General features: G+C 69.7%; 15 protein-coding genes. 9 read left to right on the top strand and 6 right to left on the bottom strand.

Annotated features, from left to right (window positions below; all coding sequences use genetic code 11):
• Nucleotides 1-13 precede the first annotated feature (13 nt).
• Nucleotides 14-1,306 carry a glycosyltransferase 87 family protein gene (locus tag ABGB19_RS12505; protein WP_347686287.1) on the bottom strand — a complete coding sequence of 431 codons (1,293 nt, stop codon included), beginning with the start codon at nt 1,304-1,306 and terminating at the stop codon, nt 14-16.
• 111 nt (nt 1,307-1,417) lie between these two features.
• Here ABGB19_RS12505 and ABGB19_RS12510 point away from each other — a divergent pair, with 111 nt between their 5' ends.
• From ABGB19_RS12510 to ABGB19_RS12520, 3 genes are all read left to right on the top strand, one after another.
• Nucleotides 1,418-2,293 (top strand): hypothetical protein, encoded by an 876-nt coding sequence (locus tag ABGB19_RS12510; protein ID WP_347686288.1) that lies wholly within the window; start codon nt 1,418-1,420, stop codon nt 2,291-2,293.
• On the top strand, nt 2,293-2,772 hold the full coding sequence (locus ABGB19_RS12515) for a polyadenylate-specific 3'-exoribonuclease AS (protein ID WP_347686289.1): 480 nt from the start codon (nt 2,293-2,295) through the stop codon (nt 2,770-2,772). The genes ABGB19_RS12510 and ABGB19_RS12515 overlap by 1 nt, the downstream gene beginning before the upstream one ends.
• A gap of 62 nt (nt 2,773-2,834) precedes the next feature.
• Nucleotides 2,835-4,223, top strand: a complete 1,389-nt coding sequence (locus tag ABGB19_RS12520) for a 3-deoxy-7-phosphoheptulonate synthase class II (protein WP_347686290.1) — start codon at nt 2,835-2,837, stop codon at nt 4,221-4,223.
• A gap of 7 nt (nt 4,224-4,230) precedes the next feature.
• Here ABGB19_RS12520 and ABGB19_RS12525 read toward each other — a convergent pair whose 3' ends face one another.
• Nucleotides 4,231-5,418, bottom strand: a complete 1,188-nt coding sequence (locus tag ABGB19_RS12525) for a protein kinase (protein ID WP_347686291.1) — start codon at nt 5,416-5,418, stop codon at nt 4,231-4,233.
• 67 nt (nt 5,419-5,485) lie between these two features.
• Here ABGB19_RS12525 and ABGB19_RS12530 point away from each other — a divergent pair, with 67 nt between their 5' ends.
• On the top strand, nt 5,486-5,890 hold the full coding sequence (locus tag ABGB19_RS12530; RefSeq protein WP_347686292.1) for an Rv2175c family DNA-binding protein: 405 nt from the start codon (nt 5,486-5,488) through the stop codon (nt 5,888-5,890).
• On the opposite strand, the gene ABGB19_RS12535 is transcribed toward ABGB19_RS12530, so the two are convergent.
• From ABGB19_RS12535 to ABGB19_RS12550, 4 genes are all read right to left on the bottom strand, one after another.
• Nucleotides 5,811-7,382: an alpha-(1->6)-mannopyranosyltransferase A gene (locus ABGB19_RS12535; protein ID WP_347686293.1), complete on the bottom strand. Its 1,572-nt coding sequence runs from the start codon at nt 7,380-7,382 to the stop codon at nt 5,811-5,813. The two genes, ABGB19_RS12530 and ABGB19_RS12535, sit on opposite strands and share 80 nt — an antisense overlap.
• 4 nt (nt 7,383-7,386) lie before the next feature.
• On the bottom strand, nt 7,387-8,475 hold the full coding sequence (gene idsA2 / locus ABGB19_RS12540) for a bifunctional (2E,6E)-farnesyl/geranyl diphosphate synthase (RefSeq protein ID WP_347686294.1): 1,089 nt from the start codon (nt 8,473-8,475) through the stop codon (nt 7,387-7,389).
• Nucleotides 8,476-8,597: 122 nt separating this feature from the next.
• Nucleotides 8,598-9,281, bottom strand: a complete 684-nt coding sequence (locus tag ABGB19_RS12545) for a DUF3153 domain-containing protein (RefSeq protein ID WP_347686295.1) — start codon at nt 9,279-9,281, stop codon at nt 8,598-8,600.
• A gap of 26 nt (nt 9,282-9,307) precedes the next feature.
• Nucleotides 9,308-9,904 (bottom strand): N-acetyltransferase, encoded by a 597-nt coding sequence (locus ABGB19_RS12550; protein WP_347686296.1) that lies wholly within the window; start codon nt 9,902-9,904, stop codon nt 9,308-9,310.
• A 230-nt stretch (nt 9,905-10,134) separates the two neighbouring features.
• Between ABGB19_RS12550 and ABGB19_RS12555 the strand changes: the two genes are divergently transcribed.
• The 5 genes from ABGB19_RS12555 to ABGB19_RS12575 all read left to right on the top strand — a co-directional run bounded on the left by ABGB19_RS12555 (nt 10,135) and on the right by ABGB19_RS12575 (nt 15,356).
• Entirely contained in the window at nt 10,135-10,539 is a 405-nt protein-coding gene (locus tag ABGB19_RS12555; RefSeq protein ID WP_347686297.1) for a DUF3040 domain-containing protein, read from the top strand.
• Between the two features lie 292 nt (nt 10,540-10,831).
• Nucleotides 10,832-11,263 (top strand): division/cell wall cluster transcriptional repressor MraZ, encoded by a 432-nt coding sequence (gene mraZ / locus ABGB19_RS12560; protein WP_064349961.1) that lies wholly within the window; start codon nt 10,832-10,834, stop codon nt 11,261-11,263.
• 157 nt (nt 11,264-11,420) lie between these two features.
• Nucleotides 11,421-12,401 carry a 16S rRNA (cytosine(1402)-N(4))-methyltransferase RsmH gene (gene rsmH, locus ABGB19_RS12565; RefSeq protein ID WP_347686298.1) on the top strand — a complete coding sequence of 327 codons (981 nt, stop codon included), beginning with the start codon at nt 11,421-11,423 and terminating at the stop codon, nt 12,399-12,401.
• Nucleotides 12,391-13,437: a hypothetical protein gene (locus tag ABGB19_RS12570; protein ID WP_347686299.1), complete on the top strand. Its 1,047-nt coding sequence runs from the start codon at nt 12,391-12,393 to the stop codon at nt 13,435-13,437. The genes rsmH and ABGB19_RS12570 overlap by 11 nt, the downstream gene beginning before the upstream one ends.
• Nucleotides 13,434-15,356 carry a penicillin-binding protein 2 gene (locus ABGB19_RS12575; protein ID WP_347686300.1) on the top strand — a complete coding sequence of 641 codons (1,923 nt, stop codon included), beginning with the start codon at nt 13,434-13,436 and terminating at the stop codon, nt 15,354-15,356. The genes ABGB19_RS12570 and ABGB19_RS12575 overlap by 4 nt, the downstream gene beginning before the upstream one ends.
• Nucleotides 15,357-15,362 lie beyond the last annotated feature (6 nt).

Genomic DNA, 15,362 nt, shown 5'->3' on the forward strand with positions numbered 1-15,362 from the left:
CAGGCACCGCCGGCTAGTTGGCCGCGGCCACCGGGGCGGCGTCGACCACGGCTTCGTCGCGCGCAGCCGTGCGCACCGACAGCGTGCCCGCCGCCACGATCACCGCGACGGCCCACCACACATAGGAACCGCCGACCAGCTGGCGCCACAGCGAGGCGGCGGTTTCGCGGTGCTCGGGCATCAGCACGATCGGCGTCCACACCGTCAACGCCAGGCCCGCCACCGCGACGAACGCCAGGGCCGCCTGCCGCAGCCGGTACGCCAGGACGGCGGTGACCACCAGCGCCGGCAGCGCCCACACCCAGTGATGCGACCACGACACCGGCGAGACCACCAGCCCGAACATCGCCACGCAGATCAGCGCCAGCACCGGCTGCTCGGCCTTGAGCACGCGGCGCACGGCCCACACGTTCAGCGCCAGCAGCGCGAAGCAGGCCAGCACCCACAGCGCGAACCGGGGGCCCTCACCGAGCCCCAGCCGGGCCAGGGCACCGGCGATGTTCTGGTTGGTGTTCAGCGTGGCGGTGCCGATGCGATCGGTGTTGCGCACGGTCTCGGTCCAGTACTCGAGTGAGTCGCGCCAGGCGAACACCGCTCCTGCCAGCGTGGCCACCACGGCCGATACGACGGTGACGATCAACGCGCGCACGTCACGGCGCAGCAGGAAGTACAGCAGGAACACCGCCGGAGTGAGCTTGAGTGCGATCGCCAGGCCCAACAGCATCCCGCGGGGCCACGGCGTCCTACGCGGCACGCAGTCGGCGATCACCAGCGTCATCAGCACGACGTTGATCTGGCCGAAGTCGAAGTTGGACCGGATCGGCTCCAGGTAGACCAGTGCGGGGGCGACGATCGCCGCCGCCAGCCAGGCCCGGCGCAACCATGCGGGTTCACCGGTCACTCTGCTCTTACCGACGAGCGGATGCGGCCAGACGTCGAGTCGGGTCAACAGGATCGTCACCGCCACGACCAGCAGGACCAGCGTGGTCGCGGTGATCGCGACGCTCGCGACGTCCAGCGACAGCAGTGCGAGCGGCGAGAACAACACGGCGGCCAGCGGGGGATAGGTGAACGGCAGGTCCAGGCCGCCCTGGGTGTGGAACATGGCGCCGTCGGCGTAGAGCGGGCGCCCGTCGAGCCAGGCCTGCCCGCCCATCCGGTAGACGTCGACGTCGATGCGGTAGGGCACCTGACCCAGCAACCGCCAACCGGCCCAGGCCAACGCCGCCACGGTCAGCAACTGGAACAGCCGCCAGGCGAGCGTTGGCCCCCAACCAACCCCGCCGGGCGACCGCCGAATACTCATGTCGCCGACCAGACTATCCGGGCCATCCGGCGCCTCGGCCGGTATCCCGGCCACGACACGCGCAGGCCATCTGGCTCCTCGCGTCCGCCGGGGTCGGCGTAAGTTCTCTGCGTGCGCGCGGACCTCGACTTCAACTTCACCATCCCGCCGGGACGGCTGCCGCTCGCCTTCTGCCTGGTGGCGTTCATCGTGACGTTCTTCGTCACCCGCACGATCGTGCGGTACATCCGCCGCCATGCCGACAGCGATGCGCCGCGCAAGTGGTGGCAGCCGCGCAATATCGGTACCGGTGGCGGGCTGCACATCCACCACGTGGTGATCGGGGTGATTCTGGTCATGGTCTCCGGCGTGACGATGGTGACGTTGGCGGTCGACGGGGGAGTACCCGAATTCACGGCGGCGGCAATCTTTTTCGGGATCGGCGCGGCTCTGGTGCTCGACGAGTTCGCGTTGATCCTGCACCTGCAGGACGTGTACTGGGCCGAGGACGGCCGCACGTCGGTCGACGCGGTGTTCGCCGCGGTGGCCGTCGCGGGCCTGCTGATCATGGGCTTCAACCCGCTGTCGTTCTTCGACATCAACATCTGGCGCAGCGACCAAACGCTGTTGGCGCGCGTCTTCGTCGTCGGTGTCGCGGTGCTGACGCTGCTGTTGGCGGTCGTCGTGCTGCTCAAGGGCAAGGTCTGGACCGGATTGGTCGGGATGTTCATCACACCCCTGCTCGTCATCGGCGCGATCCGGTTGTCGCGGCCGCACGCGCCGTGGGCGCGGTGGCGCTACACGAACCGGCCCCGCAAGATGCACCGGGCGCTGGAGCGCGAGCGGTGGCTGCGTAGGCCCGTCGTGCAGGCCAAGCTGTGGCTGCAGGACGCGATCGCGGGCATGCCGAAGTTCCCCGACGACGCCAAGGTCGACGAACAACTCGACCGCGAGATCCACGCCGCCCCGGCGCCGGCCCACCGGGCGATCGCGAAGGAACCCGCTTAGTGCGCTACTTCTACGACACCGAGTTCATCGACAACGGCCGCACCATCGAGTTGATCTCGATCGGCGTCGCGGCCGAGGACGGTCGCGAATATTACGCCGTGTCAACCGAATTCAACCCTGAGCGGGCCGGGAGCTGGGTACGCAGGCATGTGCTGCCCAAGTTGCCGTCGCCCGCGTCGCAGCTGTGGCGCTCGCGCAGGCAGATCCGCGCGGACCTGGAGGACTTCTTCGGCGTCGACGGCGACGAACCCATCGAGCTGTGGGCCTGGGTCGGCGCCTACGACCACGTCGTGCTGTGTCAGCTGTGGGGCCCGATGACCGACCTGCCGCCCGCGATCCCGCGCTTCACCCGTGAGCTGCGGCAGTTCTGGGAGGACCGCGGCTCGCCGCGGATGCCGCCGCGACCACGCGACGCCCACGACGCGCTCGTCGACGCCCGGCACAACCTGCGGCGATTCCAGGTGATGACCACCGGCTGACCAGGGCCCCGGCCGCCGCCCGGCGGTGAAAACGACATGTCGCGGGCCGTTACCATGAATGGGTGAACTGGACCGTCGACGTACCCATCGACCAGCTGCCTGCGCTGCCGCCGCTGCCCGATGACCTGCGGCACCGGCTCGACGCGGCCCTGGCCAAGCCGGCCGTTCAGCAGCCCAGCTGGGATGCCGATCAGGCCCGCAACATGCGCACCGTGCTGGAGAGCGTCCCGCCGGTGACCGTGCCCGCCGAGATCGAGCGGCTCAAGGGCCTGCTGGCCGACGTGGCGCGCGGCAAGGCGTTCCTGCTGCAGGGCGGCGACTGCGCCGAGACCTTCGTCGACAACACCGAACCCCACATCCGGGCCAACATCCGCACGCTTCTGCAGATGGCGGTGGTGCTGACCTACGGCGCCAGCGTGCCAGTGGTCAAGGTCGCCCGCATCGCCGGGCAGTACGCCAAGCCGCGGTCGTCCGACATCGACGCGCTGGGCCTGAAGTCCTACCGCGGCGACATGGTCAATGGGTTCGCGCCCGACGCGGCGGCCCGCGAGCACGACCCGTCGCGCCTGGTGCGCGCCTACGCCAACGCCAGCGCGGCGATGAACCTGGTGCGCGCGCTGACCGGTTCGGGGCTGGCGTCGCTGCACGCGGTGCACGACTGGAACCGCGAGTTCGTCCGCACCTCGCCGGCCGGTGCCCGGTACGAGGCGCTGGCCGGTGAGATCGACCGCGCACTGACCTTCATGAGCGCGTGCGGCGTCGACAACCGCAACCTGGACACCGCCGAGATCTACGCCAGCCACGAGGCGCTGGTGCTCGACTACGAGCGCGCGATGCTGCGGCTCGGCGAGAACGAGGCGGGCGAGTCCGCGTTGTACGACCTGTCGGCGCATTACGTGTGGATCGGCGAGCGTACCCGCCAACTCGACGGGGCGCACATCGCGTTCGCCGAGGTGATCGCCAACCCGATCGGGGTCAAGCTCGGTCCGACCATGACACCGGAGCTGGCGGTCGAGTACGTCGAGCGGCTCGACCCGAACAACGTTCCGGGCCGGCTCACGCTGGTCACCCGCATGGGCAACAACAAGGTGCGCGACCTGCTGCCGCCGATCATCGAGAAGGTGCAGGCGACCGGCCACCAGGTGATCTGGCAGTGCGATCCGATGCACGGCAACACCCACGAGTCGTCGACGGGCTACAAGACCCGCCACTTCGACCGGATCGTGGACGAGGTGCAGGGCTACTTCGAGGTGCACAGGGCGCTGGGCAGCTATCCCGGCGGCATTCACGTCGAGATCACCGGCGAGAACGTCACCGAATGCCTCGGCGGCGCGCAGGACATCTCCGACTCCGACCTCGCGGGTCGCTACGAGACCGCCTGCGATCCGCGGCTGAACACCCAGCAGAGCCTGGAGTTGGCGTTCCTCGTCGCGGAGATGCTGCGCGACTAGCGCCACCTCAGATCAGGTTGCCGAGGTTGCCGCCGATTGTCCATGCGGCGGCGGCGATCAGCCCGGTCAGCGTCAGCACGGCCACCGTCCAGAACAGCAGTGCGCGCTTGGCGCGCTGCCGCGCCCAGTAGAACTCGTCGAGGTCGATACCGGCGAATCGCTGTGAGGGCGGCGGGTATTCGGGTTCGGCAGGCGACCAGTCGTCGCGGTTCAGCGTGCGGGTCGGCCTGCGCGGCGATGGCGCGGCGGCCGACGGCGGACGGGGGACCGGTGCCGCGGTGGCGGACGGGGCCGAGAGTCGGGGGGCGGGCACCCGAAACGGGGGCAGCCCCAGCTCGTCGACGATCTCGTCGAGTTCGTCCCCCATCTCGGTGGCGTCGGCGTAGCGTCCCGCCGGGTCGCGAGCGGTGGCGCGCAGCACGAGATCGTCGAAATGTGCTGGCACACCGGCGATTACCGAGCCCGGCGGCGGTACATCGTGATCCATCCGCCGATACGCCACCGCCAGCGCGCTGTCCCCGGTGAAGGGCGTGGTCCCGGTCAGCAGCTCATAGGTGAGGATGCCGACGGCGTAGACGTCGCTGCGCGGGTCGGCCGATCCGGTGCTGACCTGTTCGGGTGACAGGTACGCCGCGGTGCCGAGGATCACGCTGGTGGAGGTGATCTTGGCCTCGGCGACGGCACGCACCAGCCCGAAGTCGGCGATCTTGACGTCGCCGCCGGTGGAGATCAGCACGTTCTCCGGCTTGATGTCTCGGTGCACCAACCCGGCGCGGTGTGCGACTGCCAGCCCGCTGAGCACCGGCCCGAGCACCGCCGCCGCGGCGTGCGGTGGCATCGGCCCGCGCTCGCGCAGCAGTTCGCGCAGTGTGCCGCCCTCGACGAGTTCCATCACGAGAAAGGGCGGGTGGCCGCCCACAGTTCCGCCGCCTTGGTCATAGACGGCGACCAGGCCGGCGTGCGCCAATCGGGCGACCGCGCGCGCCTCGCGCTGAAAGCGCGTCAGGAACTGGGTGTCGCCCGCGTACCGCGAGTCCATGATCTTCAGTGCCACCGGCCGGTCCAGCCGCAAATCGAGTCCGCGGTAGACCGCCGACATGCCGCCCGTGGCGATCAGCGTGTCGACGCGGTACCGACCGTCCAAGACGACCCCGGCGAGCGGGTCGGCTTGCGGGTAGGCGTTCACCGAAGACATGTTACGGAGCGCCGGGTCGGCGAATATGCGCCGCCGGCGGCGGGTGCGGGGTTTTAGACTCGGTGCGGTGAGCAGCATTCCGGCCGCCGAGGATGTCCTCGACCCCGCCGAGGACGTCTACGATCTACCCGCTGTCGCCGCGCTGCTGGGCGTTCCGGTGACCAAGGTGCATCAGCAACTGCGCGAAGGCCACCTGATCGGTGTCCGCCGCGGCGGAGCGGTGGTGGTGCCGAAAGTCTTCTTCGACGACACGGGTCAGGTGGTCAAGAGCCTGCCGGGGCTCCTCGTGGTTCTGCAAGACGGCGGGTACCACGAAACCGAGATCGTCCGATGGCTGTTCACGCCCGACCCGTCGCTGACGATCCGCCGCGACGGCACGATGGACGGGCAGACTAATGCCCGGCCGGTTGATGCGCTTCACTCGCATCAGGCCCGCGAGGTGGTGCGTCGGGCCCAGGCGCTGGCGTACTGACTTCGGGCGCCTTGCGCAGCACGTACCAGGCCAGCAACCCGCACACGGTGGCGAGCAGGACGTGGGACCACGAGTACATCCCGTGCGCCCCGTCGGGTCTCCAGATGACCGTGATCCAGGTGGACAGGCCCGCGATCACCGCGATCGACCGGTGGGACTGAGCCAGCGCCGCCACCACCGCCAGCGGCCAGGTGTAGTACCAGGGCAGGGCTGCGGGGACGAACAACACCACCACGCCCATCACCAACGCGATGCCCATCAGCGCCTCGCGGTCGGTGTGCCGGAACCGCCACCACAGCAGGGGAAGTGACACGGCGATGGTCACGATGCCGATGATCCTCGCGATGTCGAGCACGGCATAGAAGTTCACCGGCAGGAACAGCCCGCCGAAGAGGTTGATGAGGTTGGACGCCGCCGTGGGCAGCGTCAGCCAGTTGATGATCTTCACCGAACCGGCCAGTGCGGTCAGCCAGCCCAGACCGACGCCTGCGGCCAGCGAGAGCACCGCGAACACCGCCGCGAAGATCAACGCCGAGGCTCCCGTCGCGATCGCGAACGCCTTGACCGGGGCGAACCCGCGCCTGCGGCGCAGATCGCGTGCCCACACCCACACCATGAACGGAAGGGCAAGTCCGCCCGTGGCTTTCACGGCGACGGCCGCGGCGATCAGGGCGACTCCCCACACATGACGGCCGGCGAAGGTCAGCGCGATGCCGGTCATCATCAGCCCGACCATCAGCATCTCGTTGTGGACGCCGCCCATCAGGTGGACGATCACCAGCGGGTTGAGCACGCAGATCCACAAGGCCGTTGCCCCGTCGGCGCCGACCTGCCGGGCGACGCGCGGCGCGGCCCAGATCAGCAGGGCCAGGCCGGGGAGCATGCACAGCCGCAGCAGCATCGTGCCCGCCACCACGTCGTTGCCCACCAGTAAGGTGACGAACTTCGCGACCAGGATGAAACCGGGCCCGTAGGGCGCGGTGGTGGTCGTCCAGATGGGACTTACGTTGTCCAGCAATGAGTTCGGGTTGTCGATGGGGCCGACGGCGTAGGGGTCGAAGCCGTCGCGCAGCAGCGCGCCCTGCGCCAGGTAGGAGTAGGTGTCGCGGCTGAACAGGGGAACGCTCAACAGCAACGGCGCCAGCCAGAACCCGGTGGTCGCGACCATCGTGTACTCGGTCGCGGTGCGGTCGATCACCTGGCGGCCCAACCACAACCACGCGGCCAGCATCAGCGCCACGCCGCCCCACAGCAGCACCGACGACAGCACCAGTCCGTGGCCGAACCGCAGCCATGAGAGGTGCAGGGACTCCAGCAGCGGATCGTGCAACCGGGTGCTGCCCGCACCCAGACCCCCCGCGGCGATGAGCACGGCACCGAGAAGGCCGAGGCGGGCGGGCCGGGCCTGCGGCGACGTCGCGAACGAGACTAGTCGTGAAAAGTGTTGTGCCAGCCCGCTTCTCGGCGAGCTTGTCGGCGCTGGGGTGGTCATACTCCTAGGCGGACCGGTTCGCGGCCAATCGGGCGAGTTCGGTCAGCCCGGTCCTCGCCTGCGGGTCGATCGGTGCGGCGTCGAGGATGCCGAGGGCCCGGCGGGTGAGCTCGTCGATGCGGGCCTCCACCGCGGCCAGTGCGCCGACCGACTCGATCGTCCTGCAGACCTCTTTGACCTGGTCATCGGACAGCTCTGAACCGATCGACGTGTTCAGCAGCCTGGCCGCCACCGGATCGGTCTGCTCGGCCCGTTCGACGGCCTCGGCCAGCAGCACGGTGCGCTTGCCCGAGCGCAGATCGTCCCCCGAGGGCTTACCGGTGATGGCGGGGTCGCCGAACACCCCGAGCACGTCGTCGCGAAGCTGAAACGCCACACCGAGGTTGGTGCCGACCTCGTGGAACGCGTCGGCGACCTCGGGACGGTCGGCCGCCGCGGCGGCGCCCAGTTGCAGCGGACGCGTGATCGTGTACGAGGCGGTCTTGTAGACGTTGACCGTCATCGCCGAGGCCACCGAGTCCGCGCCGCTGGACTCGGCGACGATGTCGAGGTATTGGCCGCCGAGCACCTCGGTGCGGATGGCGGCCCAGACCCGCTGCACGCGATGCCGCGCATCGAGCGGCAGGTCGGCCGTGGCGACGATGTCGTCGGCCCACACCAGGGCCAAGTCCCCGAGCAGAATCGCCGCCGAGAGCCCGAACTGCTCTGCGGACCCGTGCCAGTTGTCGGTGCGGTGCCGCTCGGCGAACAGGCGGTGCACCGTCGGCAGCCCGCGACGCGTCGCCGACGCGTCGATCACGTCGTCGTGCACCAGCGCGCAGGCGTGCAGAAGTTCGAGGGCGGAGACGAGTCGCAGAACCCTCGGGTCGAAGGGATCCCCGGGGCCTTCGGCGACGGCGCGCCAGCCCCAGTACGCGAACAGCGGCCGCAGCCGCTTGCCGCCGCGCAGTACGAACTCCTCGAGAGCCGCGGTCAGTTCGGCGTAATCGGTGCCCATATAGGCGCAGTCGCTGCGGCGCTCGCGCAGATAGTCCCGCAACTGTTCGGTGACGGCGCTGGCCAACTCGACGGCTGACGGTGCCGCTGCATGCACGCTCAGCGGGCGCCCCTTTCTCTCCTGCGTCTACTAGGCCCCGAGTGACTTCGACAGTAGAGCCTGCGGTCGACGCATTAGCAAGTCAGTACGGATGCCTGCGGGCAAGCTCTCATCGCGCTCTAATCGCGGGGGCTGCCGACGCGCGGCGACTGGTCGCGGCTCATGTAGGCCAGCGCGCCGATGATGCCCGCCACCACGAACGAGCCGATACCCAGCCAGATCGCGGCCCCGGTGAAGGACCGGGCGCTGGGGTCGGTGTAGCGCGCCTGGGCGTTCATGGTGCTGACCACCCCGGGGCGCAGCTTCCACTCGACGATCTCGGCGGAGACCTGATCGCCGTTGGTGGAGGTCACCTCGCCGGGGAAGGACACCGTCAGCGAGACGTCGGCTTCCGGGTCGGCCAGCGACGTCAGGTCGGCGCGGCCCTCGAGGATCACCAGGTCGCCGGCGCGGCGCAGCGACAGGTCGACCCCGGCGGCGTCGCGGTTCATGTTGGCCAGCTGCGGCACCTCGGCGAAGGTCAGGTCGGAGAACACCGCCTGCGAGCCGACATAGTCGTCGCGGTCGTACTCCGACACCGCGACCTTGTTGGCGAACGGCAGGCTGTTCAGCAGCTGCGGGCCCTTGTCGTCCGCGTTGCGGGGTTTGGCCGCCGCGACGATCTGGCCGGACACCCGGTCGTCCGGGGACACCGTGATCGACGCCCGAACCCGCACGCAGCCGACCGCCGTCGGAAGGACGACGAGCAGCAGCAACACGAGGGCGAGCAGCCGGGTTCTGCTGCGTCGCTGGCGAGCCGGCACGGCCTCATCGTGCCAGACCGACCGGATCACAGCGGCAGGGACCGGCCGAGTATCGCGAACGCCCGCGGATCGCCCGCGAAGTGGTAGCCGCGAATGACGTCAGTGAATCCGAGCCGTCGGTAGAGGCGCCAGGCCCGGTTGGATTCGCCGTTGATCTCCGGAGTGGACAGCAGCACGTGCGCCTCACCGCGGTCGGCCAGGAGCCGTCGGGTCAGCGCCTCGCCCAGCCCGCGGCCCTGGGCGCGGGGGTGGATGTGCAGCTCGGTGAGCTCGAAGTAGCTGGCCATCAGCTCCGCGATGCGGCTCCGGTCGGCGCCGACGCGGTGCAGGCCCGCGACGACCTGCTGCTGCCACCACTGGTCGGGGGCGCCGCAGTAGCCGTACGCGACACCGAGCAGCGGTGCCGCGGCGAGGTCGGGGGCGGTGGTTTCGGGCACTTCGGCGGCCGCTTCCACCGCGGCGACGGCCTTCCAGCCGTGCCTGCGGGTGTGCTCGAGCCACATCGACGCGCGTTGGTCCTCCGTGCCTCGCGGATAGCGCATCGCGTCAACGTATACGGCGAGCGCGTCTGCGAGCCGGCGCTGCATATCGGCCGGCGACAGATCGACCAGAAATGTCGCCAACTCCTGATCCGCCTCTCCGCGCGTCGTGCGGTGTCGTCGACACCATTATCGGGTAGCCAACGAGGTCGGTTCCAAATCGCGGCGGAGGTCATACAATCGAGCGTCGAACTAGGTGGTACGCCTCAGACTGACCTCGTATCATGACTGTTAGGTGCCCGTAAACGCGGGCCCACACGAGTTTGAATTTTGGCCACGGCCGCATCGGCCATCGGGTTCCGAGGGAGGGACGAATGCCACTCTCCGATCATGAGCAGCGCATGCTCGACCAGATCGAGAGCGCGCTCTATGCCGAGGACCCGAAGTTCGCTTCGAGCGTTCGCGGCGGAACCTTGCGCGCTCCCTCCACCCGGCGCCGCCTGCAAGGCGCCGCCCTTTTCGTCCTCGGGCTGGCCATGCTGGTCTCGGGGGTGGCGTTCCCGGCGACCCAGATCAGCGGATTTCCGGCCCTCTCCGTGCTCGGCTTCATCGTGATGTTCGGTGGCGTGGTCTTCGCGATCACGGGCCCGCGGGTGGCGGGCGGCCGTGACCGCTCGGCCGCCGAACCGGGTGCGCCGCGGCAGAAGCGCGTCAAGGGGTCCGGCGGTTCGTTCACCAGCCGCATGGAGGACCGCTTCCGGCGCCGCTTCGACCAGTAGGCGCACGCCGCCACAGGGGTAGCCCACGCCGGGCTACCCCTTTTTCGTTGCGCCGGGCCGGGGCGGAGCCCCCACTTCGCCCCACCGGCACCCGTTAGCCGTTCGAGCTGCAGATTTCGGCGCGATGGCGGCGATCCGACGATCGGCCGGCCTAAAGAAAACGTCGCTCCGGGGCGCACCGTGGGGACTCACAAGCACATTTTGCTATCAAATGGAGAGTTGTGGGGGATTGTGGGGTAAAGTGGCGGACAACGGAGCGACCGGGGCTCCGGAGTGAAGTGGAGGTGGCGAGATGTTTCTCGGCACCTACACGCCGAAGCTCGACGACAAGGGGCGGCTCACACTGCCCGCCAAGTTCCGCGATGCGCTGGCAGGAGGGTTGATGGTCACCAAGAGCCAGGACCACAGCCTCGCCGTGTACCCGCGCGCCGAATTCGAGAAGTTGGCACGGCGGGCCTCGCAGGCCTCACGGAGCAATCCGGAGGCTCGCGCGTTCCTGCGGAACCTGGCCGCCGCCACCGACGAACAGCATCCCGACGCTCAAGGCCGGATCACCCTGTCGGCCGACCACCGCCGCTACGCGAACCTTTCCAAGGACTGCGTGGTCATCGGGTCGGTCGACTACCTGGAGATCTGGGATTCGGCCGCCTGGCAGGAGTACCAGCAGACCCACGAAGAGAACTTTTCCGCGGCCACCGATGAAGCTCTGCACGACATCATCTGAATCGGCGGTCGACCGACGCAGACACCGGCACCCGGCCCGTGCATCGCGGCCTCTGCCCGAACCGGCCCTGGCGTACTTCCCCAACGCCAGGTCCGCGCTCTCGGACAGGGACCCCGGTGCAGGGGCCGCCAACGGAGGCCTCGACAAAGGATTAGTGATGGCCCAGCACGGACATGTTCCAGTCCTGCTGGACCGCTGCGTGGAGCTCCTGCGGCCGGCGCTGACGCGGCGCAGTTCCGACGGCGACGGCGCGGTGCTGGTCGACGCGACGCTCGGGGCGGGCGGCCACGCCGAGCGGTTCCTCACCGAACTGCCGGGCCTGCGCCTGATCGGCCTCGACCGCGACCCCGATGCGCTGTGGATCGCCGGCGAGCGGCTGGCACAATTCGGCGACCGGGTCGTCCTGGTCCGCACCCGCTACGACGGCATCGCGACCGCGGTGCGCGAAAGCGCCCACGGCACAGCCGAAGCGGACGGTGTGCTGTTCGACCTCGGGGTGTCCTCGATGCAGCTGGACCGCGCCGAGCGGGGTTTCTCCTACGCCGCGGACGCGCCGCTGGACATGCGGATGGACCCCGACGCCGAGCTCACCGCCGCCGAGGTCGTCAACACCTACGACGAGAAGCGCCTGAGCCGGGTGCTGCGCGAGTTCGGCGAGGAGCGCTTCGCCGCGCGGATCGCTTCGCAGATCGTCCGCCGTCGCGTCCGCCAGCCGTTCACCACCACCGGCGAACTCGTCGAACTGCTCTATCAGGCCATACCCGCGCCGGCGCGGCGCACCGGCGGGCACCCGGCCAAGCGCACCTTCCAGGCGCTGCGCATCGCCGTCAACGCGGAGCTGGACTCGCTGCGCGCCGCGCTGCCCGCCGCTCTCGGAGTGCTGGCACCCGGCGGACGCATCGCGGTGATGGCCTACCAGTCGCTGGAGGACCGGATCGTCAAGGCCGTCTTCACCGAGGCGACGGCGTCACGCACACCCCAGGGACTGCCCGTCGAACTGCCCGGCCACGAAGCACCTTTCGTCGCCCTGACCCGTGGCGCCGAGCGCGCTACCGCCGAGGAGATCGAACAGAACCCGCGTAGCGCACCCGTGCGACTACGAGCACTCGAAAAGGTGGGGGCAGCCCGTGAAGGCTAAGAACGGTAAGCAGGGCAAGCAGGCCAAGCGCAAGGCGCCGGTGCGCGGCACGGACGAACGTCGTCGCACGGCACGCACCGCAGCACGCCGTTCCGGTGAGGCGCAGGCACGGCGCAAACCGGTCCGCGACCAGCGACCGCAGCGGTCGGCGCCGCAGACGAACCCGATCCCGCGGCCCATCGACAAGCCGGCCAGGCCGAAGAACGCCTCGCAAGCCAAGGCGCGGTCCAAAGCGCGAAAAGCCAAGGCGCCGAAGGTGGTCAGACCGCCGCTGCGCGAGCGCATCGTCGTCAAGTTGGCCTCGATCGAGCTGAACCCGCGCACCCTGGTCGCTCGGGTCCCGTTCGTGGTGCTCGTCATCGGGTCGCTGGGGATGGGTCTGGGCACCACGCTGTGGTTGTCGACCGACGCCGCCGAGCGGTCCTACCAACTCGGCAACGCACGCGAGACGAACCAGGCTCTGCTGCAGCAGAAGGAAGCGCTCGAGCGCGACGTGCTCGAGGCGCAGGCCGCACCCGCGCTTGCCGAGGCGGCACGCGAACTCGGGATGATCCCGTCCCGCGACACCGCGCATCTGGTGCAGGACCCGGCGGGGAACTGGGTGGTGGTCGGTACCCCCAAGCCGGCCGAAGGGGTGCCCCCTCCGCCGCTGAACACGCCGCTGCCCGACGAGGCGCCGCCTGCGCCGCCGAGGCCGCCGGCACCGCGTGTCGTCGAACCGCGTGAGCTGCCCGTCCGACTCCCGGGCCGGGCCGCTCCGGCACCGGGTGTGCCCGGCGCGCCGTTGGCGGTGCCCCCGGGTGCGGAGGTGCCGCACCAGGTGCCCGGCCAGCAGCCAGCCCTGGGGCCGGCGCCCGCGCTCGTACCGCCGGCGCCCGCACCCGGCGGGCCGATCGCCCCGCCCGCCGATCCGGCGCTCGTCGCGCCGATGGGTGCGGCAGCGCCGCACGACCCGTCACCGCAGGCACTTCCGGGGCCGGTGCCCCCCGCCGAGGAGTTCACCCCCGCCGCGCCCCTCCCCGGCGCTCCGGCATGACCCGCGGCGAGAGGCAGCGCCGCGCACCCAAGGCGCCGCGAACCAATCGCACCAGCACCCAGGAACGCCCGGCCAAGGCGCGCCGCACCCGCGCGCCGATGGCCGACACCGGCCTGCGCAGCGCGTCTTTCGTGTTCCGCCACCGCGTCGGCAATGCGGCCATCTTCCTGGTCCTCGCTGTCGCGGCCGGCCAGTTGTTCAACCTCCAGGTGCCACGCGCGGAGGGCCTGCGTGCCGAGGCCGCGGGCCAACTCAAGGTGACCGACGTCCAGCAGGCCCTGCGCGGGTCCATCGTCGACCGCAACAACGACAAGCTGGCCTTCACCATCGAGGCTCGCGCGCTGACCTTTCAGCCGGTGAAGGTGCGCAAGCAACTCGAAGAGGCCAGGGCGAAAACCGAAGAGGCACCGGACCCGCAGCGCAGGCTGCGCGACATCGCCGCCGAGGTGGCGTTGCGGCTCAACAACAAACCCGACGTCGCGACGGTGCTCAAGAAGCTCAAGAGCAACGAGACGTTCGTGTACCTCGCACGTGCGGTGGATCCGGCCGTCGCCGACGCCATCACCACGAAGTTCCCCGAAGTCGGCACGGAGCGCCAGGATCTGCGCCAGTATCCCGGTGGCGCGCTGGCGGCCAATATCGTCGGCGGTATCGACTGGGACGGTCACGGCCTACTGGGACTGGAGGATTCGCTCGACGCGGTGCTCGCGGGCACCGACGGCTCGATCACCTACGACCGGGGCAGCGACGGGGTGGTGATTCCCGGCAGCTACCGCAACCGCCACGACGCGGTCGACGGCTCGACGGTGATGCTCACCCTCGACGACGACATCCAGTTCTACGTACAGCAGCAGGTGCAGCAGACCAAGAACCTGTCCGGCGCGAAGAACGTGTCGGCGGTGGTGCTCGACGCGAAAACCGGTGAGGTTCTTGCGATGGCGAACGACAACACGTTCGACCCGAGCCAGGACATCGGCAGGCAGGAGGACCGCGAGCTCGGCAACCCGGCGGTGTCGTCACCGTACGAACCGGGATCGGTCAACAAGCTCGTCACCGCCGCATCGGTCATCGAGTACGGCCTTTCGCACCCCGACGAGGTGCTGCAGGTGCCCGGCTCGATCGACATGGGCGGCGTCACCGTAGGCGACGCCTGGGAGCACGGCACGATGCCGTACACCACCACCGGCATCTTCGGGAAGTCCTCGAACGTCGGCACACTGATGCTGGCGCAGCGGCTCGGCCCGGAACGGTTCTTCGACATGGTGCGCAAGTTCGGCCTCGGCCAGCGCACCGGCGTCGGCCTCCCGGGCGAGAGCGCAGGTCTGGTTCCGCCCATCGATCAGTGGTCCGGCAGCACGTTCGCGAACCTGCCTATCGGACAGGGCCTTTCGATGACCCTGCTGCAGATGACCGGCATGTACCAGACCATCGCCAACGACGGCGTGCGCATTCCGCCGCGCATCGTCAAGACGACCATCGCGCCGGACGGCACTCGCACCGAGGAGCCGCGACCCGACGGCATCCGGGTGGTGTCGCCCCAGACCGCCAGGACCGTGCGGCAGATGTTCCGCGCGACCACCCAGCGCGACCCGATGGGCTATCAGCAGGGCACCGGGCCGCAGGCCGCGGTCGAGGGGTACCAGATCTCCGGCAAGACCGGCACCGCGCAGCAGATCAACCCCGCCTGTGGCTGCTACTACAGCGACGTCTACTGGATCACCTTCGCCGGCATGGCCACCACCGACGACCCGCGTTACGTGGTGGGCATCATGATGGACGCCCCGCACCGCGCCGCCGACGGCACTCCGGGTTCCTCTGCCGCGCCGCTGTTCCACAACATCACGTCCTGGCTGCTGCAACGCCAGAACGTGCCGCTGTCTCCCGATCCGGGCCCGCGCCTGACGCTGCAGGCCGACTGAGCGCGG

This window comes from Mycobacterium sp. B14F4 (assembly GCF_039871645.1).
GTDB lineage: Bacteria > Actinomycetota > Actinomycetes > Mycobacteriales > Mycobacteriaceae > Mycobacterium.